The following is a 22,375-nucleotide window of genomic DNA, read 5'->3' on the forward strand; positions in this document are numbered from 1 at the left end:
ATATGAAAACCATTTATAAACATCATTTATTCTGGCCGTTGTGCGTACTGGCTGCATTGATGCTATTTAATCTTTTTTATTCTCCTGATTTCTTCTCGATTACGCTGCAAGACGGGCATTTATACGGCAGTCTGATCGATATTCTCAACTTTGGCGCCCCTTTGGTACTCGTGGCGATCGGAATGACTCTGGTTGTGGCTACGAGCGGGATTGATTTGTCCGTCGGATCAATCGTGGCTATATCGGGAGCTATTGCCTGTCTTTCCATTAGCAAAGGCTCGGATCAGAATATGCTGTCCTTGATTCTGATATCGGTACTAATGGCAGTGGTGCTATCTCTCCTTCTGGGGGTATGGAATGGGCTGCTGGTGTCAGTCGCTGGCATTCAGCCGATTATTGCCACCTTAATTCTTATGGTGGCCGGGCGCGGAATAGCCCAACTCATTACTGGCGGACAGATTATCACAGTGACGAGCGATAAATACACTTATATCGGCTCCGGTTCATTGGCGACTTTGCCGTTCTCCATCTTTGTAGTAGCCGCCGTTCTTGTTACAGCCGTACTGCTCACAAGAAAGACAGCACTGGGGCTGTTTATTGAATCGGTTGGCTGTAACCCGATGGCAAGTCTGATGTCGGGTATTCGTGCCAAATGGGTGATGATGTCCGTATATATATTCTGCGGATTGTGTGCCGGTATAGCCGGATTGCTGTTGAGTTCAAATGTATCCAGCGCAGATGGAAATAACGCAGGGCTGTGGTATGAACTAGATGCCATCCTGGCAGTCGTTATCGGCGGAACATCACTAAACGGCGGACGCTTCTATTTACTTGGAACTGTTGTCGGAGCCCTGATCATCCAAACGCTGACCACCACAATCTATATGATCGGTGTTCCGCCGGAAATCACGCTGGTAGTCAAAGCGTTTGTAGTGCTGGCGGTCTGCTTGATCCAGTCATCTGCCTTCCGGGCAGCACTTGCCTTGCGGTGGAAAAAGCGGCATTATCCAGGAGAAAAGGAGATTGCACGCCATGTTTCTTAAACGCAAGTATATTCCGATTATTGTAACGATTGCACTGTTTCTGGCCATGTTTGCTGCAGGTTCTTTCCGATATACCGGTTTTTTCTCTCTGCAGGTACTGATGAACCTTTTCGTGGATAATGCCTTTCTGCTGATTACCGCCATCAGCATGTCCTTTGTCATTCTGTCCGGAGGTATTGATTTGTCCGTCGGCTCAATCATCGCTCTTACAACAATGGTGTCAGCGAGCCTGATTCAGCAGCAAGGATGGTCTCCAGCAGTCGTTATTCCGCTAGTACTTCTTATGGGAGCCGTTTTTGGATCGGGAATGGGAGCCATTATCCACTATTTTAAAATTCAGCCTTTTATCGTGACTTTAGCGGGAATGTTTTTGGCTCGTGGATTGTGCTATGTAATCAGCATTGATACGATAACGATAGATAACGCTTTCTATACGAATGTAGCGCAGACCAAGATCACGCTCCCGGGTGGCAGCTTTATTTCAATTAGTGCTATTGTTGCGTTGATTGTCACAGCCGCCGCTATCTTCATCGCGCATTATACGCGATTTGGCCGCAATGTGTACGCTCTTGGGGGAAACGAACAATCGGCGTTGCTGATGGGGCTTCCGGTTGCGCGAACCAAAGTGCTGGTATATGCGTTTAGCGGATTCTGTTCAGCTTTGGCTGGCGTCGTGTTCACATTCTACATGCTATCGGGATACGGGCTTCATGCAGTTGGTTTTGAGCTTGACACGATTGCTGCGGTTGTCATAGGTGGAACGTTACTAACTGGAGGCGTCGGTTATGTCCTTGGTACCTTCTTCGGTGTGCTAATTCAGGGCGTAATCCAAACCTTAATCAGTTTCGATGGTACACTCAGCTCCTGGTGGACCAAAATTGTTATCGGTCTGCTGCTCTTCACCTTTATCCTGTTTCAGAGAATTCTTAGTGCAAGACGTTCTATCCTAAGGCAGTAGCAGTTGCTCTTACTATAGAATTGTTGCTACAATTACCATCGGGCTCCGTTTTCTTGGGTTCCCGATAGTATTCGTTTATAAATGCAACCGTTACCAAAATGGGGGAGAGTTCAGTGAAAGCAGGGAAATGGATAGTCTGCTTAGTGTTTGTGTTCCTGACTGGCTGCTTCGGAGCAGGGGTCAGGAGTGCCGAACCTTCGCTCAGGCCTACGGAAATCCCCTTGAAGATCAATAATCCTCCGCAGGCAGATCTGCCTGCAGCCAAAACTATATTACTCGGATTCTCCCAGTTGGGCTCGGAGAGTACATGGAGAGCTGCAAATACGAATTCCATTAAGGAGGCAGCTCGGGAAGCGGGCATTTCACTAATTATGAAGAATGCTGAGCAATCTCAGCAAAAGCAGGTGGAAGCCATCCGTTCATTTATGAAGAGCAATGTAGATATCATTGCAATTGCCCCTGTTGTGCAGACCGGATGGGATGATATTTTAGAAGAAGTAAAGCAGGCAGGCATACCCGTCATCATTCTTGACCGTTCTATTAATGTGCAAGACCACTCACTTTATGTGACCTGCATAGGCTCTGACTTCTTTGAAGAAGGGGTGAAGGCCGCTAAATATATGCTGGACAAAATGCGGCATCATACCGGACAAATCAAAATTGCCGAACTTCAGGGTACTATCGGATCCACCCCTTCAATTGACCGCGGACGCGGGTTTCGGGAGACGATAAAGGGGCGAAATACCTTTGAAATTACACTTACCCGCCCTGCGGATTTTACTAAGGCAGGAGGGAGTAAGATCATGCAGGAATACCTGAGCCTGCCTCAAGATGAGTGGCCGCAGGTGCTGTTCTCCCATAATGATGACATGGCCGTTGGTGCAGTTGAAGCCATTGAGGAGGCCGGACTGAAGCCGGGTACTGATATTATAATAATTTCAGTTGACGGGACACGCCGTGCCTTTGAACAGATGATTGCCGGGAACATTAATGCTGTCGTTGAATGCAATCCGCTCTTGGGTCCTTTACTAATGCAAGCTACCCAAGAGATTATGTCGGGCCGGACCCTCCCCAAACGTATGGTTCCAGCAGAAGATATTTACCCTCAGGAACTGGCCGCAATGGAAGTAGATAACCGGACATATTAACCAGATGATAAAAAGCTTTCGCTTTGAGGTGTTCCTTCCGGGGGTGCAGCTGGAGTCAGAAGCTAGCTTAAAGCCAGATCAAAATTGACCTAATTATGCTTGAACTTGTCAAAACGACAGATTTTGCATATAATAAATAGATATATCTCTTACATTAAAGAGATACCTGACAATTAGATTGAATTGTGAAATGCATTGATGGAGAAGAGTACACAGTGCCTGACTTACAGGGAGGAGACGTCGGTGATTGAGAGCGTTTCTAGGAAACAGAGCTGTCGAAGTTCACTCCGGAGCAGTTCCTTGAATTCCTTAAGATTGCCTTGCAAGGAAGCGTAGGGGAAACCGGTCACAGACCGTTATTTCTGTATAAAGTGAGATAGGTATCTGTCCAGCCAAAAGAGGGAATGAAGCTCTTAAGGGGAACAGATCAGCTTATCTAACAAGGGTGGTACCACGGTCTTTTCGTCCCTTACCGGGAGGAAAGGCCTTTTTTTGTTGAACTAGACAATGATTGAAGGGGGCTGTACACGGCCATGAAAGAGAAGTTGGAAGCATTGAAGGTAGAGGCACTGGCTAAGTTGCAGGAGGTTATGGATCCACAGGTTCTGAATGACCTAAGAGTGAAGTATCTCGGTAAAAAAGGTGAGCTTACAGAAGTTCTACGTGGTATGGGAGGACTTAGTGCTGAGGAGCGTCCGGTTATCGGGCAAGTAGCGAATCAGGTGCGTAGTGCGATTGAGGAGATTATTGGAGCGAAGCAAGAGGCATTTCAACAACAGGAGACACAACAGCGTCTGCAGGCTGAAAAAGTCGACGTAACCCTGCCGGGCCGACGCATGCAGCAAGGGGGCATTCACCCGCTTAGCAGAGTGGTTCAGGAAATTGAGGATATTTTCATTGGTATGGGTTACCGTGTGGCTGAAGGTCCTGAAGTGGAGACCGATTATTATAACTTTGAAGCCCTAAATCTGCCTAAGAACCACCCGGCTCGTGATATGCAGGATTCCTTCTATTTGACGGATGATCTGCTCATGCGTACTCAAACGTCTCCTGTACAGATTCGTACAATGCAGGCTATGAATGGTGAAGTTCCGGTTAAAATCATCTGCCCGGGTAAAGTATTCCGCCGTGATGATGACGATGCAACGCACTCCTTCCAGTTCCATCAAATCGAAGGTTTGGTTATCGGAAGCAACATTCGGATGAGTGACCTGAAAGGTACATTGCAGCAATTCGTGCAGGAGATGTTCGGCCCGAATACAGGCATTCGTCTTCGTCCGAGCTTCTTCCCGTTCACCGAGCCTAGCGTTGAAGTGGACGTAAGCTGCTTCAAATGTGGCGGCGATGGTTGCAGACTGTGCAAGCAAAGCGGATGGTTAGAAATTCTTGGCGCGGGTATGGTGCATCCAAATGTTCTGAAAATGGGTGGCTATGATCCTGCTAAGTATAGCGGCTTCGCATTCGGTATGGGTGTTGAGCGGATTGCTATGCTTAAATACGGCATCGATGACATTCGTCATTTCTATAACAACGATATGAGTTTTGTAAAGCAGTTCAAGGGCGTTTAGATTTTTGGTGGGCGAGCTGGCTGACGGGTTAGGAGGATGGATTTTGGAGCATTTGATTTCATGTTGTAAAAAACCTATTAAGCTAGGATCGGAAAGGAATTTTGGAACTGTAGGAGCGATAGCGACCGCCTGAAAGCTTTCCGTAGGAAAGCTAGCATCGTAAGCATAAGCTTTGTCCCCGGATTTCCACCGCGAAGAGCGGTTTAGATCAAGAAATCTGGGGACAACAGCGGCCGGAAGTCCAAAGATTCCTTGCAGGGACCGCTCTTAATAGTGTTTTGCAGTTGAAATTGAGAGCTCTTAATCAAGCCTCCGACTGGAAGCAGATCGAACGGCAAGTAGATAAATACATCTGAAACATAAAGGAAGTGAGCGGACATGAAAGTATCAACCGGATGGTTGGCTGATTATACATCGATTGAAGGAGTAACCGCCGAAAAGCTAGCGGAGAAGATTACCGCTGCCGGCATTGAAATTGACGGAGTAGAGCGCCGTAATAAAGGGATTTCGGGCATCGTAACCGGCTATGTGAAATCGAAGGAAAAGCATCCTGATGCTGATAAGCTGAACATATGTATCGTGGATGCAGGTCAAGGTGAAGATCTGCAAATCGTCTGCGGCGCAAAAAATGTGGCTGAAGGACAAACCGTTCCTGTAGCTCTTGTAGGCGCTAAGCTGCCAGGGCTGGATATCAAAAAAGCAAAGCTGCGCGGAGTATTATCGCAAGGGATGATCTGCTCAGCTAAAGAATTAGGCCTGAACGATAAATTGCTTCCTAAAGAGCAACAAGAAGGAATTCTTGTGCTTCCAGAGGGAACAGAGATCGGTCAAGATATTTCAAAGTTGCTGGGTTTAGATGATGAGATTCTGGAATTCGATCTGACTCCGAACCGTTCAGATTGTCTAAGCATGATTGGTGCTGCTTATGAAGTGAGCGCGATTCTTGGACGCGAGATCAAATTGCCTAATCCAGCAGGCGAAATCATTGAGATCAGCGGAGCAGCTGCTAAATCTATTTCCGTTAAGATTGAGAATGAAGAACTTTGCAGTCACTACGCTGTTCGTTATATCTCGGGTGTTAAACCTGCAGCATCACCGCTGTGGATTCAGAATCGTCTGATGGCGGCAGGGATTCGTCCAATTAACAACATCGTAGACATCACTAACTATGTGATGCTCGAATACGGACAGCCGCTGCATGCTTTTGATGCAGATAAAATCGAAGGCGGAGAACTCGGCGTTCGTCTTGCTCATGAAGGTGAAGTCCTGACTACACTTGATGGCCAAGAACGGAAGCTTGAGCCACATATGCTCGTTATCGCTGATGGAGCTAAAGCAGTAGCTCTGGCTGGAGTAATGGGAGGACAGGATACAGAAGTTACTGCTGAAACGGTAAATCTCGTTCTGGAATCCGCTAAGTTTGATGGAGGAACTGTTCGTAAAACCTCGCGTCAACTGGGGCTTCGCTCGGAAGCATCCCTTCGTTTCGAGAAAGAAGTGGACCCAAATGCAGTTATTCCTGCATTGAACCGCGCAGCAGTACTTATTGCACGTTATGCTGGCGGATCTGTGCATGAAGGAATTGTTCAAGCAGGAACAGTCGCAACTGAAGAGAAGGTACTGACTTTGTCCTTGGAGAAGTTGAACCGTTATCTCGGAACAGATCTGTCCTTGCTAGAAGTGAAGACATTGTTTGGACGTCTTCATTTCAAGTGTGGTGATACTGCACAAGGGCTGATCGAAGTTCAGGTGCCGACTAGACGTGGCGATATCAACTATGATGTTGACCTTATCGAAGAAATTGCTCGTCTGTACGGGTACGACAATATTCCAACGACTCTGATTGAAGGAGTTACAACGCCAGGTGCATTAACGCATAAGCAATCACTCCGCCGTGAACTGCGTCGCCTGTTGTCGCATGGCGGTTATCAGGAAGTGATGGGCTACTCCTTCATCCAGCCGGCACAAAGCAAAATGTTCCCTGAGTTATCAGAAGGCTCACAAGCGGTTAAATTGGCTATGCCAATGAGTGAAGAACGCAGTGTACTGCGTACTAGCCTTCTGCCACAACTTTTGGATATTGCTAGCTACAATACCAACCGTCGTCAAAGCGATCTAGCGTTGTTTGAAATCGGCAATGTCTTCTTCACGGATGAAGAACAGTTGACTCGCCAGCCGCGTGAGTTGCCAGTGCTGGGTTTGTTGCTTAGCGGTAGCCTAACCGTGAAGCAATGGAACGTTTCAGCACAGCCTGTCGATTTCTTTGATTTGAAGGGTGCGCTAGAATCGGTGTTTGCTTATTTGGGTCTTACAGACAGAATCATCTACGAGGGAGACAGTCCAGAAGGATATCATCCTGGACGTTCCGCGTCTGTGTACCTGCTCGGAGACGAGGGTCGTGTGAAGATCGGAACGATGGGTCAGCTCCATCCGGAACTGCAAAGAGAGCTTGATCTAGTGGATACCTATGTCGCTGAGATTTTATTGCAGCCGCTGTATGATAACACGCACAGCCGTCTGCAATATAATGAGCTTCCACGTTTCCCGGGAATGGAACGGGATATTGCTGTGGTTGTTGATTCAACTGTACCAGCGGGCGATCTGCTAGCTTCCATCCGTGCAAACGGAGGGACTTTGCTACAATCCGTTCAGGTATTCGACGTGTACACTGGCGGCAAATTAGAGAGTGGGAAGAAGAGCATTGCGATCTCACTTCTGTATCGTCACGGTGAACATACATTGACAGATGAAGAGGTTGGAGAAGTACACGATAAGCTATTATCGTCCCTTCAACAAACTTTTGGTGCAGAATTAAGAAAATAGCAGGAATTGTGTAAAGCCGCAGCGAATCCATTTAGAAACTGAGATTCGCTGCGGCTTTTTCTGGGTAGAGTGAAATGCGGAGGATGTCAGCGAGAATCTATTGAATTACAAGGGATTTTGCCAAATGCTTAAGAAAAAAGCTACAATAGAAACAGTAAGACTAGCTTAGAATCCGCACACATACAAAGGAGGGCACAACTGTGGCTATGGACCGGACTCGTGTCGCCGTGGAGATATACGGAACTTCCTATAAACTCGTCGGAAGCAGCACTGAATATATGAAACAAGTGGCCCGTTATGTTGACGAACATATGCGCACGATTTCTAAATCACACACCAGACTGGATACGCCGCGTATTGCGGTGCTTGCAGCAGTACATATGGCGGAGCAGGCTATTCAGGTTCAGGATTTTAAAAATGAACTCAACATGATGACAGGTGAACGCAGTGAACTGCGATTGGAAGTATCTCGCCTGCTGGAGGTTCAGCGGGAGCGACAAGAAGAATATGAACGCCTTGAAGCGGCGGCTAAGGAAGAAGCAGAGCGACTGATTGCTGCGATTGAAGAAGAACGCAAGCGTCATCTGGAGATCCAGGAGAACGAGCGCAAGGTACATGCGGACCAGCTTCAGGAGGCAAACCAAGCGGCTGAAGCTGCGCGAGAGAAGCTGGAAGAGGAGCTGCTTGCGCGTGAGCAGGAGCTTCAAGCACTGCGGGCAAGCTATGAGGCAGAACAGGCTGCTATTCGTGAGAATCATCGAGAGGAGCTAGCGATTGCAGAAGCCATCCGTCTGCAGCAATTGGAAGAGCAGAAGACGGCGCATCTGCTAGAGCTGGAGAACATCCGTGAGACGCTGATTAAGGAGAAGACAGATACTTTGTCTGCCCTGGAGCTTGAGTTAACCGAGACCAGGTCAACATTAGAGAAACAGCTTGAGGAAACCAAATCGACATTAGGTAAGGAACTCGAGGATACAACAACGAAGCTAGGCAAGGAACTGGCTGAAGAGCGGGAAGCTTTACAACGGGAGCTTGCTAAGAATAAGGAGCTTCGACAATCGCAAGGCACTCAGGAACACAGACATAAGCAAAGCATTCAAGAGCTTGAGAAACAGCTGGCTGAGCTCCGTGGTGGAACAGGACAACTTCAGTCTAGACTCCGTGCGGCTGAAGCCAGTCTTAAGAGTGAACGAGATGCTCGTCAAACGCTGCTCGGACAATATGAAGCGGTGGTTAAACGCGAAGAGCAGCTCAGTGAGGAACTGCGTACGGCTACTGAGTTAGGTGTGCTGTTGAATGAAGAGCTGGAAGAATTGCGTCAGCGTTATCAGCAGTCACAGAATGAAGCATCAGAGCTGCGGAAGTCATTACAAGAAACGAGTGATAATCTGCACCGTGTTCAGGAAGAACTCGCTGGATCTATGGCGGAGGCAGCGAATTGGCAAGAGCTTTCGGATAAACGGATGGATGATATTGGCGAACTGGAAATGAATCTGCTGGAGTCCGAGGAGAAATCACTGACACTTCAGAAGGAGATTGAGGTTCTTCGGGGTCAAGCGGATGGATTAGTACAACAATTAGATCATCAAGTTCAACTTCGTACAGATGCAGAAGAGGAAACTGCAGCACTCCGTGAACAAGGTGGACAGGTTCAGAAGGAACTGTCTGCGCTTCGTGAACGCTATGAGGAACTAATCTCTCAATATGACGAAGTACTGCAAGATGGCGAACGTCTGCAGGAAAGATATCAGCTGCTGCAGGAAGAAGGCGAAGAGACAGCACGACGTTTGGAAGAGTTGTCTGAAGCTAGCCGTGAAGCCGCTGCTACTGTTGCTGAGCAGCAGGGAGTGCTTAAGGAGGCCGAGGCGTACGGAGCTTCCTGGAAGCACAAGTACGAGGAGTTATTCGAGCGGCAGCAGCAGTGGAGTGATTTAGAAGCGAAGCTGCGCGAAGAGATAGATATTTGGCAGCAGGAGGCCGGTGAGGCTGAGGCGAAGCAGGAATCTATTGAACGTGAACGCAGTGAGGTGCTTCAGCAGCTTGGTGAAGTCGGCGAGAACTATGAGTTGGCTCAAGGACAACTGCGTCTGCTACAGGTCCAGTTTGAGATGCATCAGAATGAGCTACAGAAGATGACGGATGAGCATCGTAATCTTCAAGAGGAATATGCCAAGCTTCAGAATGAATATAATGAATGGATTCAACTGATCGAACAGGATAGTTGAATGTCGGATGCAAGAAAAGAGGGCTGTACCTGAGGTGTAGAGAGATCTATTTCAGGTTAGCCCTCTTTGTCTAAAATATAAGTTAGTATAAGCCTCACACTATCCTTTCTTATATTTCTCGCTTAAATGGTTAGTATTCTTATAGAGACGCCGAAGGCGTTTATGCTAGTGGCCACAGCGTAAATAAATAGCCGACCGTAGGGAAATTCCCTAGCGATCGGCTATTTTATTGAGTCATCTATTCTACGATGATTTTTGCATTCATACCGCTATGTCCGGAACCGCACATAATCGAACAGGTCATTTCGAATGTGCCGGCTTCTTCCGGAACAATTACCTTTGAGGATTTTTTGCTATTAAGCTGGAGTTCAAATTCAGGGATAAGGATGCCATGATTGCCGCTATCGTTTTTAAAAATAATTTTGACGGGTACACCTTTTTTTAAATGATATTCTTCCTGATCAAAGCTGTAATTTGTAGCCGTAATTATGAGTTCTGTTTCTGCTTCGATTTCTGGCTTAGATTCATTACCGCTATTACTTGCTGTATTATTGTTACTGTTGCTGCAGGCAGTGAGAGCTATTACAAACACAATGGAAAGCAGAATTGCAACTCTCTTCATAATCCTTATCCCCTCCCAGGAAGTACAATCTCAGAAATAATGTGACAATTATGTAAACATCATAACTTAAAATTTCTGTCATCACTTTGATGAATTGTGAATAATCCGTGAACGAAGGGATCGCTCAAACTTTGTCGAAAATTGCAAAAAATTGATGTGAATCTAATTTAGATTTATTATAATGAAAAAAGAATATATTAACGATTAAGTAGGGGATACAGATTATTAATAATAACGATGTGCTAAAAACAGAGATTTGGCACCGTAGAATTTTAAAAGGCTTCTGGATAATAGTCATTCTAATGATGGTTTCAGAGATCCTTTTTATGATAAATGTTGACCTTCCCCACACACAAACGCAATCACATTTGTTTCTAGCTTGCAATTTATTAATTGTGATCTTTATGATTGCAGCTGAGCTGTGGCTGCGGTATAGCAGACTTTCTCCTAAGCTCGGAGTGGTCAGTTGTGGATTTCTAGTATCCTATCTTATGTATTTTGTATTAGAGCCTTATGTTGATGGTGCGCAGATGACGTTAATGATGCCTATTATGGTTGCTCTAATTTACTTTGATAGTAAGCTTCTGTACATTATGGGGATATTCAGCGTAGTGTTTTATGCAGGGAATTATTTTGGATTAGAACGGATATTTCTGAATAAACCGTTGCTTGAATTCTTAATGGTAGAGTGTGTATTTATTATTTTCGTAGGGATGGCTCATGCGGTAATAATCCGAGCTCGGGAAGCGCGTGATAATCTAGAGAGATTAACGAAGGAAGGCCAAGATCTCATGGTGGAGAGGGCTGTTTCTGATAAGCTGCTCAAGACAGATGCGCTCACTGGGCTGTACAACCATAAAACATTTCATGAATACCTGGATACATTATTAGAGCAGTGTGAGAGCAACAACCTCAAATTACAGCTGGCTCTTTTCGATATCGATAATTTCAAGCAGGTTAATGATACATATGGGCACTGGGTAGGGGATCTTGTACTTAAGGCGGTTGCGGAAAAGGTTGGCGGCATGATCGAACTTAATGATTTTGCAGCCAGATACGGCGGTGAAGAGTTTGCAGTGATTTTTACGGACAAAAGTTATTCTGAGGCCTATAAAGCTATAGAGGAACTACGGATCAACATTGCTCGAATAGAGCATTTGCACGCTGGCAATAAGCCGATCACCGTAAGCATTGGAATATGTGAATATCAGCTAGGGGACGGGAAGGAGATTCTGTTCCGCAAAACGGATAATGCGCTATATGCAGCGAAGAAACGTGGCAAGAATACAGTCGTTAATGCTTTTGACAATGATGGAGCTGAAATTGCGACTTATGGATAAAAAAGACACAGAACCCTTATTGCCGGAAAAGAACCGGGAATAGGGGTTCTGTGTTGTGGATAGCTTTCGTTACTTTGCCGCTTCGAACGGGGTGGATACCGGTAAAAACAAGTCGACAATACCGATGACCAGTGCTGCCAGGATTGCTCCTAGAATGGATACGCTAACTCCACTCACTACGAATTGGGCGACCCAGATGACTAATGCACTGACGATAAAACCGACGATACCGCGGCCGAAGGGTGTTGCTTTCTTGCCGAAGATTCCTTCGACAACCCAGCCGAGTAACGCGATCACCAGTGCAAGGATAAGAGCGCTCCAAAAGCCTCCAATAGTGAACTGTGGAACAATCCAACCGACAACCATCAGAACAAGCGCTGCTACAACAAAACGACCCACATGACTTAAGAAATTCAATGTACTAACCTCCTTTGGCCCAAGCTAAGGATATGTGCAGTTCTTATTGTGACCTTAATACTTGTTTTTATGCTTAATCCTATACCAAATAGCGAAATTGACTTGAATTCTGTATAATGGAAACATCTATGAAGGGAGCTGTGACTGTAATTGGACGACAAAATTTTGCATACGCTTGAATATCGCAAGATTTTAAATAAATTAATGCAATATACGCAAACCTCAATGGGGCGATTGACTGCGGAGCAGCTAAGACCCTCCGGTGATTTTGAAGGCGTGAAAAAGCTACTTCAAGCCACGGATGAAGCGGCTAATGTAGATCGCCTGAAGGGTATTCCTTCATTTGGCGGGATAAGCGATATTCGAGCTGCGCTAAAACGTGCCTCTATAGGCGGAATGCTGGGAACAACTGAACTGCTGGCAGTGGGAACTACCATTGGCGGAGCAAGAAGAGTCAAACGCTTCCTGGCAGCTATGCATGAGGAGGAGAAGATTGAATTCCTATTTTCACTCAGCGATGTTTTGTCAGAGCAAAAACATGTAGAAGATGCCATTCGTTTATGCATAGACGAGAACGCAGATGTTCTTGACACAGCTAGCTCTGAATTGGCTACGATTCGACGTGAATTACGCGGCGGAGAGACTCGAATTCGTGAGAAGCTGGATTCCATGATTCGTTCTTCTTCCGTATCTAAAATGCTGCAGGATCAGCTGGTAACGATTCGTGGGGATCGGTTTGTTATTCCTGTAAAAGCGGAGTATCGTGCGCATTTCGGTGGTATCGTACATGATCAGTCTGGATCAGGTGCGACTTTATTTATCGAACCTGAGTCTATTGTGGCGATGAATAACAAACTGCGTGAAACACGGCTGCGTGAAGAGCGGGAGATTGAGATCATTTTGCATAGGTTGACAGCGCTAGTAGCTGATATAGCCGAAGAAATGACTTATGATATCGATATTTTAGGTGAGCTTGATTTCATCTTCTCTAAGGCACGTCTTGCACGAGATATGAAGGCTACGCAGCCTCGCATGAATGATCGCGGGTATTTGAAGCTGCGCAAAGGACGACATCCGCTGATTCCTGCGGAGCATGTGGTTCCTCTGGATGTAGAGCTCGGCAACCAATATAGCTCGATAATTGTAACTGGACCGAATACAGGTGGTAAAACCGTTACACTCAAGACCATTGGACTGTTGAGTCTTATGTCGATGTCTGGTTTGTTCATTCCAGCAGAGGAAGGCAGTCAAATGTGTGTGTTTGATGCCATTTATGCAGATATTGGCGATGAACAGAGTATTGAGCAAAGTCTGAGTACGTTCTCCAGCCATATGACGAATATTATATCCATTCTGCGCCGAATGACTCCAAAGAGTCTTATTCTGCTTGATGAAGTGGGTGCAGGAACGGATCCGGCAGAAGGCTCCGCGCTGGCAATTGCCATTCTGGAGCATATTCACCGGACTGAATGCCGTATGGTCGCTACTACGCATTATAGCGAACTGAAGGCATATGCTTATGAGCGTAAAGGGGTCATCAATGCCAGCATGGAATTTGATGTCCAAAGTCTTAGTCCTACCTATCGTTTGCTGATTGGTGTTCCTGGACGAAGCAACGCTTTTGCAATTGCAGAGCGATTAGGTCTGCCAAGCGCGATTCTGGAGCATGCACGTGGTGAAGTGAAGGAAGAAGACCTTCGTGTGGAGCATATGATTGCTTCTCTTGAAGAGAATCGACTTGGTGCAGAGCAGGAACATGAGAGAGCAGAGAGTATCCGCCGTGAAGTGGAAGAACTGCGCAGCAGACACCAGCAAGAGCTTGAAAAGCTGGAAAGCCAGCGGGACAAACGACTGGAGAAAGCGGAGAAAGATGCCAGTGCGATTTTGGAGAAAGCGCGTAAGGAAGCTGAAGTAATCATTAGCGATTTGCGCCGCTTAGCTATGGAAGAAGGCGCTTCAGTCAAAGAGCATAAGCTGATTGAAGCACGGAGACGTCTAGATGAAGCGGAACCTTCACCGCGTAAGAAAGCCGCAACTCGGAAGCCAGCTAAGACTCCGCGGACGATTGGGCCTGGTGATGAAGTGAAAGTAGATAGCTTAAATCAAAAAGGTTTTGTAGTGGAATTAAGCGGCACTAAAGAGGCTTTAGTACAGTTTGGGATCATGAAGATGAAGGTGAGCCTGGATGATCTTGAACTGCTCTCATCTAAGGCAGCCTCTGCACCGGTGCCTCTTCGGCAGGCAACAACCGTTAAACGTTCCCGTGACGAGAATATTCGTAGAGAACTGGATTTACGGGGGACGAACCTAGAGGAAGCAATCATGGAGACGGATCGTTTTATTGATGAAGCTTTCTTAGGCAATTTGGGCCAAATTTCAATTATTCATGGTAAGGGCACAGGTGTGCTCCGCACAGGGATTCAAGAATATTTGCGTAAGCACAGACATGTTAAGAGCTATAGGCTTGGAAATTATAATGAAGGCGGCGCAGGCGTAACCGTAGCTGAGCTGCAATAGCGGGATTGCCCGGCAGAAAGAAGGGAAGAGTGTGCAAGGAGATATTGATCTTTTGCTGGGTCATCCGCTAGGTGCCTTGCTTGGCTACTTTGCAGTGGCAATTCTAGGGCTCGTTGTATTTTTGTCTATTTTTGAAATGGTAACGAAATATAATTGCTGGGAAGAAATTCGCAAGGGAAACTTGGCAGTAGCCATGGCTACTGGCGGCAAAATCTTCGGAATTTGCAACGTGCTGCGCTTCAGTATTGAATCAGGTGTCTCGATTTATGAGACGATGAAGTGGTCGGTTGTTGGTTTTTTACTGCTGCTGCTTGCCTATTTTTTATTTGAATTTCTAACCCCGGTATTCTCTATTGATGAGGAGATCGCTGCGGATAACCGTGCTGTTGGGCTAATAGCAATGCTGATCTCGGTTTCGTTGTCTTATGTGATCGGTGCAGCTATATTTTAAATAAAATAGGCGGTTTTGCACCTCCCTACAAAGGATTCCAGATGGATCTGGACAAGCTTTGAAATGAGCAGCTCCACTTTGTGGGGGATTAGGAGGATATCATGAAGATTCTTACCCGAGTTCTGTTTGTGTCAGCCATTGCTTTTATAGCAGCCGGTATTATTTATTTAATGATGAACTAAATTTAAACGTGAAGTAAGAAGGAGATTATAAAGATGGAAACAACTGTGTGCCCTTGGTGTCATACTGAAATCGTATGGGACGAGGAATTCGGACCAGAGGAAAATTGTCCTCACTGTAACAATGAACTTAACGGATATCGTACTGTTACAGTAGGGATAGACGGCATCGAAGATGAGGAAGAGGAAGTTGTAGAAGAACCTAAACAAGAGGTTATTAATGATGAGGATCTTTGGGGCGACGTCGACAAAGACAGTGTAGTGCCTATCTACAACACGCTCAATCAATTCGGTGACGATTATGATTTGAATAAGTATGAAGAGCGTGTATCGGGTATCTTAGCGATTCAGGAAGAAGCACCCGAATGTACACAATGCCATGAATTAACTATCCTTGCTGGAAAGCAGCTTGTTAACAACTTCGAGCCTTCTGCACCGGCTACACTGGGTGGACCTGTATTAACATCTCCATTCTCGCTTAATGTCTATGTGTGCCCATCATGTTTCCATGTACAGCATAGTCTGGCGCAGGAAGACCGTATTCAGCTCGTACGTAATCTGAGTACCGATAAAGCATAAGTATCATCATAAAAAGCTTAGTCCTCTTATTGACTATAAGGGGACTAAGCTTTTTTTAATTCCATTTCTGTGTATTAACGTTCGTATTCTGAGAAGGAGAAGGTTTAACTGATCGTGTCAACGAGAATAGATCTAGCTCCGGCCGGTGTTTACCCGCAATCGTATCTGTTAATAACTCCGCAGCAATCATGCTGTACACCGTCCCATTGCCTCCATAACCCTCGATGAAATAGCAATGAGGGAACTTGGGATGTGGGCCGATATAAGGGAGCCCATCACGCGTGGAGCCGAATACAGCTCCCCAGGAGTATTCAATCTCGATGCCTTTGATTTCAGGAAACAGAGCTTCCAGCTCTTCCAGTAACCGTTGACTCTGAGAGATTACTCTGACATCACGACGCTCGGGATCCGTCAATGGCTCATCTTTGCCTCCTGCAATAATACGTCCCTCCGGTGTTGTCCGAAAATACAAATACGGTCGGGCGGTTTCCCAAAGAAGGCTGCGCTCATGCCATTTCGGAAATTCCTTCAGAGGCTTTGTCATCACAGCATACGTATTGATCAGCTCAGCGCCCCGGTCTTTTTTAAACTCCTGCGTTTCATAGCCCATTGCAAAGATAACCTTTTTCGCAATGATGCGTCCATGCTCTGTGTGGCAAATTACGCCATCTTCAGTAAATTCATAGCGTTTAGCCTCGGTTTGCTCATAAACATGTACACCATTCATTGCTGCCTTGGCGATCAGGCTGTGAACCGTCCGGAAAGGATTCGCCTCTGCATCACCGCGTGAATAAAGCGCAGCGGGTTTTGAAAAAGAATACACAGAAGCTATTTTTTCCTCTTCCCAGAAATCAGAATCGAATCCGTGAGCAACGAGATTCTCATATTCTTCTCGCAGAGCGGGTACATCCTCATGTGTACTGGCATATAAAAGGCTGCTGCGAGGAATGATTTGGGGATCGATATCGAGTTTGGCCGGCAGATCCAGAATATTTCTAACCCCTGCTTGGCATAGCTGATAAAAGAGCAAGCCGTTCTTTTCTCCAAAGGTGTTCATACATGAGGTTAACGATTTGTCGTTAGATATTTGCAGCAGACCAGTATTGGCATGTGAACTTCCGCTGCCAACTCGTTTTTTTTCGATCAGAACAGCCTCCGCTCCGCTTAACGACAAGCGATAGGATGCCATTGCTCCGCCCATTCCAGCGCCTACAACCAGGCAATCACAGCGTATGGTATCCTCTAGCGCGGGATAAGTTGGAGGGTCTTGTAAAGTGTTTCTCCAAGGGGGGGTGCCGCTATTTAGTCTCATGAAATTGATCGCTCCTTCATTCGTTCCATAATTAAGTATGGGCGGCATATTACCGTCTCATTCGCAGCATGTTCTTATTTTTGTCATATCTCTCTAATGCTCTCGGGCAAATAAATGGTGTGTGTTGGCGGTATACTAAAGCCTGTTTGGATCAACTACAAGGAGGGACTACAACACATGCAATCAAATCAAATGCAGGCATTAAGCGGAAAAGAACTGGAATATATTGCCGACTCCATTTCCAACGAGGATTTGCTCCTCAAGCAATGCGCGGCCACAGCTGCGACAACACAGAATGAGCAGGTTCGTCGAATTTGTATGGAGCACATGCAAAACCATACACAACACATGACTACACTTACTCAGTTAATCCAGCAACATCAGCAATATGCGCCTACAAGCCCACAATAAATGCATTATTAAATCTTAAGGAGGTTATTTTATGAACGCACAAAATTCAGCAGCATTTATGCCAGATGAGGATTTGATGAACACCATTTTGTGTGACTTGAAGCGGACGGTCCGTGAATATGCGACCGCCGCTACAGAATCAGCATGTCCAGCGGTTCGTCGGGTGTTTAACGACATGACCATGAACACGCTTCGACTTCAGGGCGAGCTTTATACGCAGATGTCCCAACTGAATATGTATCCTGCACCTGCAAAAGCATTGCGCCAAGATGTAGACAAGCAGCTCCAAACTGCACAGCAATTGCAGCAAAAAGCCGGACAATTTGTTCAGCAAAAAACCGGACAAGCTGGATCCTTTGCTCACAATACGAACGCGCATCTTCATTCGAATGGGCAACATCAACCGTCTCATTTAATGTAACCAAGTTGGTTATCGGATGAAGCATCCTGTCTCATCGTTTTAAGAATGACGCCTGTTTATACCGGAGGGATCCAGTATAAACAGGCGTTTTTTGTATATAAATCCATTTAGCTGAGTAAACACAGTCTTCTATGCGGACATCATATGGGGTTATTTTGTTTGCAGAGATGCTCAATTCATGTCATATTAGTATTAAACTCTTTTCGCGGGGCGACGCATGAATAGCGCAACGTCATTTGCGAACTATCCGGAGGGAAGGCATGAAGGAAATGAACGAACTAAAGAGGAAAGTGCTGGAACTGCTTAAAGAGGACGCGAGAAGATCTACTGCACTCTTAGCTACGCTGCTTGGTGAGGAAGAAGAAGACGTGAAGACGGCGATTGGGCAATTAGAGAAAGACCATGTAATTGTTAAGTATGCCGCCGTTGTAAACTGGGATAAAGTGGATGATGAGAAGGTTACTGCGCTGATCGAGGTGCAGATTACACCCGAACGAGGCCGCGGATTCGAAGGTATTGCGGAGAGAATCTACCTGTATCCACAAGTGAAATCCGTTTACCTCATGTCAGGTGCTTACGATCTTCTAGTAGAAGTGGAAGGAAGAAACTTACGGGAAGTGGCCAACTTTGTTTCTGAGAAGCTGTCTCCAATCGATTCAGTACTCTCCACAAAAACGAACTTTACCCTTAAAAAATACAAACAGGATGGGATCATCTTCGAGGAGCATGAGGAAGACAACCGTCTGATGATCTCTCCATAAAGGAAGTAATCATATGATCACGAATAAAACACAGCTAACTGAAGAAGACAGCAAATCAATGAATTCTTATTTGGCCCCGCTAGTACAGCAGATTCAGCCTTCGGGTATTCGCAAGTTTTTTGATCTGGCAGCAGGCAGCAAGGATATCATATCACTTGGAGTCGGGGAGCCTGATTTTAAGACCCCTTGGCATGTCAGAGAAGCTTGTGTCTATTCGCTGGAAAGAGGGTTTACAGGTTATACATCCAATGCAGGTATGCCTGAACTGCGGGAGGGCATTGCGAATTATTTACACACCCGTTTTGCAGTGGAATATGATCCTGCGAATCAAATTATAGCAACGGTCGGCGGAAGTGAGGCCATTGATCTGGCTTTGCGCGCTTTGATCACGCCAGGTGATGAAATTCTTATACCAGAGCCTTGCTATATTTCCTATTCCCCGATAACGGCTATTGGCGGGGGAATTCCTGTAGGCATTGAAACGACTGGAGAGAATAACTTTAAGCTTACTGCGGAGAGTTTGGAAGCGAAGATTACTTCACGCTCTAAAGTTCTGATTCTGTGCTACCCGAGTAACCCAACGGGAAGTGTTATGACCCTAGAGGATTGGGAGCCGATCGCCAAGGTTGTTGAGAAGCATGATCTTATTGTAATTTCAGACGAGATTTATGCAGAATTGACTTATGGAATTAATCATGTCAGCTTTGCTTCATTGCCAGGTATGATGGACCGTACGATTCTGGTCAGCGGCTTCTCCAAGGCTTTTGCTATGACTGGATGGAGAATGGGTTATGCTTGTGGTCACCCTGATTTAATCTCCGCTATGCTTAAGATTCACCAGTATACTGTGATGTGTGCTCCTTCTATGGGTCAGGTAGCAGCACTTGAGGCACTGACGAATGGGATGGAAGAAAAAGACCGAATGGTTGATTCGTATAACCAACGGCGGAGGCTGATTGTTAAAGGTCTGCGTGATGCCGGACTGGAGTGCCATGAACCGCAGGGTGCATTTTATGCTTTTCCAAGCGTGCGCAAAACGGGACTGACTTCTGATCAATTTGCACAGCGTCTGTTGCTTGAATATAAGGTAGCAGCTGTACCTGGAAGTGTCTTTGGATTAGGTGGTGAAGGATACCTACGCTGCTCATATGCCACGTCAGTATCTCAACTGAATGAAGCGATAGAACGCATTGGTGCTTTTGTCACACAATTGGAACGAGAGAGAATGGAATAGAGAAAATTGGACTATAGCCTATCTCATAATCCTATGGTATTATTTTACTTTGAGAGTAATTAGCCCCTATAATAGAACTAACAAGGATGTATTTTACTCTGGAATTAAGCGTTGCTTTGAAGTTAATTTTTATACTTTGATGATATTTTGTGGCACGCGTTTAATAATACTTTTAGGCTTATGCTTCTAAAGCGAGTTTTGTACAAAGCTCTTACGAGAAGCAACGCTGTACAAACTTTTAGGAGGGATGATTGTGCTTAATGCCGATTATTACTTACCTTCCTATGGAGGGCAATGTTTTTCTGGAAGTGGGAAACTGTCCCCCAAGGGTGATGCATCTGCTCGCATACTCTCTCTGGAAGATGAAATTAGAATACTCCGTACCAAGATGGAGCAACTTTTTTTGCAGGAAAAATCATTCACTTCAGATAATGTGATTGAAATTAGCAGTTTACTGGATCTCAAGATAAATGAATACATGAAGGGGCGTCCAGTTGGAAAATAACGTCGCAACATGCTGATGAAGAGGACCTTAGGGTCCTCTTTTTGTTGTTCCTTTTAAGCTCACACATCGCAATATTGCAGACGGAATTGGAGAGAATATGTTTTAAAGTAGATTCCTACGGCGGGTGAACGGGGTAATTCCCACTATAGTTCCTAGCTGAGAGGTATGAAGGAGGTTTTTTGTTATGATTGATTTGGATTTGTTGATTGTGAATGCAAATGTGTTGACCTTAGATGGGGAAAATAAGAAGGCTGGATCTGTAGGTGTTACGAACGGAAGAATTACGGGGATTTGGTTAGAACAGAGGCCATCCTCAAGTGAAGTGAATATTACTGAAAGAACCCAGTGTATTGATCTACAGGGCGCGACCTTGCTTCCTGGATTTATAGATACTCATAATCACATGATCAGCGCTATTATGCTCAGACAATATCTGGATTGTAAAAGTCCGCCTAATCGTGATATTTCCGATATTCAGTTCCGTATCAAACAAAAAGCTTTAAGTGTAGAGAAAGGAAACTGGATTGTGGGTTTTGGATATGACGATACTGCCTTATCAGAGATGAGACATCCTACCAAAAAAGAACTTGATGAAGCGGCTCCAGATCATCCAGTGATCATTTATCATATTTCCGGTCATTTGGGAGTTGCTAACTCTCTAGCTCTGGAACTGGCAGGTGTTGATGAGCAAGCCCTTGATCCCGAAGGTGGAAGCTTTGGTAGGGACGAGGAGGGTCATCTTAATGGAGTTCTCTACGAAGGGACGGCGCAAGCGGTTGGTGCTTATGCTCCAGAGCCTAGTGAGCAGGAGCTTCTTTCGTTAATAAGTGAAGAGTCGTTGTCTTATTTATCGCAGGGGATTACAACGAATACAGATGCGAAGATTGGAGTGACCAATGAGATAGATGATTTGGAATTGTGTTTCAAGGCCATTGAACAAGAGCGACTACCTATGCATATGAAATTGATGATCGCGAGTGATAGGCTTCGAGAAGGCAGCCAAATGGGTTCAATGACTGCGAATGAAGTGGATGCGTATATTCGCAAACGATCAGGTGGCCGTGCTTCATTAGATAGTGCTAAAATGTTCCAGGATGGTTCTATTCAAGGATTAACCGGAGCGCTTCGTGAGCCGTATTTCAATGATCCGGATGTGTCAGGTAATCTCATCCATGCTCAGGAAGAATTAGACGCTGAAGTGAAAGACTTGCATGATAGAGGCTTTCGTATTGCGATTCATGGGAATGGAGACCGCGCAATAGGTTCGATTTTGGATGCCTTTGAGCAGGCAATTCTAGAAAATCCGCGTCCCGATCATCGTCACCGGATTGAGCATGCCCAGACAGCAACTACTGAAGATCTGATCCGAATGCATGACTTAGGTGTCGCAGCCTCTTTTTTTATCAATCATGTGTATTACTGGGGTGACCGTCATGAAAAGATTTTTCTAGGACCGGAGCGGGGGCGAAGAGTCAATCCCTTGGCAGAAGCGGCAAAGCATAACGTGTTATTTACGCTTCATTCAGATGATCCAGTAACCCCTATCTCCCCTTTGTTCTCAGTATGGGTAGCCGTAAATCGGTTAACTAGCGATGGCAAAATCCTCGGTCCGGAGCAGCGAATCGATGTAGTCACGGCTCTGCGGGCAATGACATCTTACGGGGCACAACTGATTTTTGAAGAAGATGAGGTAGGAACGATTGAGCTTGGCAAGCGAGCTGATTTTGCTATAGTAGCAGAAGATCCAACATCTGTTGATCCGCTTCACATTAAAGATATTTCTATTCTAGGTACGTTGATTGACGGGCGGATTGTCTATAATAATGGCCTTACGCTCTTTAAAAACAATTTGGTATAGATG

General features: G+C 45.7%; 19 protein-coding genes and 1 other annotated feature. Of the genes, 16 read left to right on the forward strand and 3 right to left on the reverse strand.

Annotated elements, in window-relative coordinates; genetic code table 11:
* The first annotated feature begins 2 nt into the window (after nt 1-2).
* The 6 genes from ACDZ28_RS17145 (at nt 3) to zapA (ending at nt 9,765) form a co-directional block, all read left to right on the forward strand.
* Nucleotides 3-1,043: an ABC transporter permease gene (locus ACDZ28_RS17145; protein ID WP_042125563.1), complete on the forward strand. Its 1,041-nt coding sequence runs from the start codon at nt 3-5 to the stop codon at nt 1,041-1,043.
* Nucleotides 1,033-2,001 carry a galactofuranose ABC transporter, permease protein YjfF gene (gene yjfF / locus ACDZ28_RS17150; protein ID WP_375105292.1) on the forward strand — a complete coding sequence of 323 codons (969 nt, stop codon included), beginning with the start codon at nt 1,033-1,035 and terminating at the stop codon, nt 1,999-2,001. Before ACDZ28_RS17145 ends, yjfF begins: the two co-directional genes overlap by 11 nt.
* 113 nt (nt 2,002-2,114) lie before the next feature.
* Entirely contained in the window at nt 2,115-3,149 is a 1,035-nt protein-coding gene (locus tag ACDZ28_RS17155; protein ID WP_231574086.1) for an ABC transporter substrate-binding protein, read from the forward strand.
* Between the two features lie 186 nt (nt 3,150-3,335).
* Nucleotides 3,336-3,622 (forward strand) — a binding site (T-box leader).
* A 60-nt stretch (nt 3,623-3,682) separates the two neighbouring features.
* Nucleotides 3,683-4,717 carry a phenylalanine--tRNA ligase subunit alpha gene (gene pheS / locus ACDZ28_RS17160; RefSeq protein ID WP_076120826.1) on the forward strand — a complete coding sequence of 345 codons (1,035 nt, stop codon included), beginning with the start codon at nt 3,683-3,685 and terminating at the stop codon, nt 4,715-4,717.
* Between the two features lie 378 nt (nt 4,718-5,095).
* Nucleotides 5,096-7,540 carry a phenylalanine--tRNA ligase subunit beta gene (gene pheT / locus ACDZ28_RS17165; RefSeq protein WP_042125572.1) on the forward strand — a complete coding sequence of 815 codons (2,445 nt, stop codon included), beginning with the start codon at nt 5,096-5,098 and terminating at the stop codon, nt 7,538-7,540.
* 206 nt (nt 7,541-7,746) lie between these two features.
* On the forward strand, nt 7,747-9,765 hold the full coding sequence (gene zapA / locus ACDZ28_RS17170; protein ID WP_331281374.1) for a cell division protein ZapA: 2,019 nt from the start codon (nt 7,747-7,749) through the stop codon (nt 9,763-9,765).
* Nucleotides 9,766-10,003: 238 nt separating this feature from the next.
* On the opposite strand, the gene ACDZ28_RS17175 is transcribed toward zapA, so the two are convergent.
* Nucleotides 10,004-10,387: a cupredoxin domain-containing protein gene (locus ACDZ28_RS17175; RefSeq protein ID WP_331281360.1), complete on the reverse strand. Its 384-nt coding sequence runs from the start codon at nt 10,385-10,387 to the stop codon at nt 10,004-10,006.
* A 326-nt stretch (nt 10,388-10,713) separates the two neighbouring features.
* On the opposite strand from ACDZ28_RS17175, the gene ACDZ28_RS17180 reads away from it, so the two are divergent.
* The gene (locus tag ACDZ28_RS17180; RefSeq protein ID WP_052414522.1) at nt 10,714-11,727 is read left to right on the forward strand and encodes a GGDEF domain-containing protein; all 1,014 of its coding nucleotides are present in this window, start codon (nt 10,714-10,716) and stop codon (nt 11,725-11,727) included.
* Nucleotides 11,728-11,796: 69 nt separating this feature from the next.
* On the opposite strand, the gene ACDZ28_RS17185 is transcribed toward ACDZ28_RS17180, so the two are convergent.
* A complete protein-coding gene (locus ACDZ28_RS17185; RefSeq protein ID WP_042125577.1) occupies nt 11,797-12,144 on the reverse strand; it encodes a phage holin family protein in 348 nt (115 codons plus the stop codon).
* Nucleotides 12,145-12,294: 150 nt separating this feature from the next.
* Here ACDZ28_RS17185 and ACDZ28_RS17190 point away from each other — a divergent pair, with 150 nt between their 5' ends.
* The 3 genes from ACDZ28_RS17190 to ACDZ28_RS17200 all read left to right on the forward strand — a co-directional run bounded on the left by ACDZ28_RS17190 (nt 12,295) and on the right by ACDZ28_RS17200 (nt 15,870).
* On the forward strand, nt 12,295-14,661 hold the full coding sequence (locus tag ACDZ28_RS17190) for an endonuclease MutS2 (protein ID WP_339289873.1): 2,367 nt from the start codon (nt 12,295-12,297) through the stop codon (nt 14,659-14,661).
* Between the two features lie 31 nt (nt 14,662-14,692).
* Complete coding sequence (locus ACDZ28_RS17195; RefSeq protein ID WP_042125581.1) at nt 14,693-15,112, forward strand: DUF350 domain-containing protein; 420 nt, start codon at nt 14,693-14,695, stop codon at nt 15,110-15,112.
* A 215-nt stretch (nt 15,113-15,327) separates the two neighbouring features.
* Nucleotides 15,328-15,870, forward strand: a complete 543-nt coding sequence (locus ACDZ28_RS17200) for a hypothetical protein (protein ID WP_042125583.1) — start codon at nt 15,328-15,330, stop codon at nt 15,868-15,870.
* A gap of 55 nt (nt 15,871-15,925) precedes the next feature.
* Here the strand turns inward: ACDZ28_RS17200 and ACDZ28_RS17205 are convergent, their stop codons facing one another.
* Entirely contained in the window at nt 15,926-17,182 is a 1,257-nt protein-coding gene (locus tag ACDZ28_RS17205; RefSeq protein WP_042131980.1) for an FAD-binding oxidoreductase, read from the reverse strand.
* A 177-nt stretch (nt 17,183-17,359) separates the two neighbouring features.
* On the opposite strand from ACDZ28_RS17205, the gene ACDZ28_RS17210 reads away from it, so the two are divergent.
* From ACDZ28_RS17210 to ACDZ28_RS17235, 6 genes are all read left to right on the forward strand, one after another.
* Complete coding sequence (locus ACDZ28_RS17210) at nt 17,360-17,593, forward strand: hypothetical protein (protein WP_042125585.1); 234 nt, start codon at nt 17,360-17,362, stop codon at nt 17,591-17,593.
* Nucleotides 17,594-17,624: 31 nt separating this feature from the next.
* The gene (locus ACDZ28_RS17215) at nt 17,625-18,014 is read left to right on the forward strand and encodes a spore coat protein (RefSeq protein WP_339289874.1); all 390 of its coding nucleotides are present in this window, start codon (nt 17,625-17,627) and stop codon (nt 18,012-18,014) included.
* Nucleotides 18,015-18,274: 260 nt separating this feature from the next.
* Nucleotides 18,275-18,775 carry an Lrp/AsnC family transcriptional regulator gene (locus tag ACDZ28_RS17220; RefSeq protein WP_042125589.1) on the forward strand — a complete coding sequence of 167 codons (501 nt, stop codon included), beginning with the start codon at nt 18,275-18,277 and terminating at the stop codon, nt 18,773-18,775.
* Nucleotides 18,776-18,788: 13 nt separating this feature from the next.
* Nucleotides 18,789-20,009: an aminotransferase class I/II-fold pyridoxal phosphate-dependent enzyme gene (locus ACDZ28_RS17225; protein ID WP_042125591.1), complete on the forward strand. Its 1,221-nt coding sequence runs from the start codon at nt 18,789-18,791 to the stop codon at nt 20,007-20,009.
* A 316-nt stretch (nt 20,010-20,325) separates the two neighbouring features.
* Complete coding sequence (locus ACDZ28_RS17230; RefSeq protein ID WP_076120863.1) at nt 20,326-20,514, forward strand: aspartyl-phosphate phosphatase Spo0E family protein; 189 nt, start codon at nt 20,326-20,328, stop codon at nt 20,512-20,514.
* Nucleotides 20,515-20,698: 184 nt separating this feature from the next.
* Nucleotides 20,699-22,372, forward strand: coding sequence for an amidohydrolase (locus ACDZ28_RS17235; RefSeq protein WP_375102354.1), 1,674 nt, complete (start codon nt 20,699-20,701; stop codon nt 22,370-22,372).
* Nucleotides 22,373-22,375 lie beyond the last annotated feature (3 nt).

Origin of the sequence: Paenibacillus sp. RS8, assembly GCF_041956825.1 — a bacterium.
In the GTDB taxonomy this organism is placed as follows: Bacteria; Bacillota; Bacilli; order Paenibacillales; family Paenibacillaceae; genus Paenibacillus_AQ.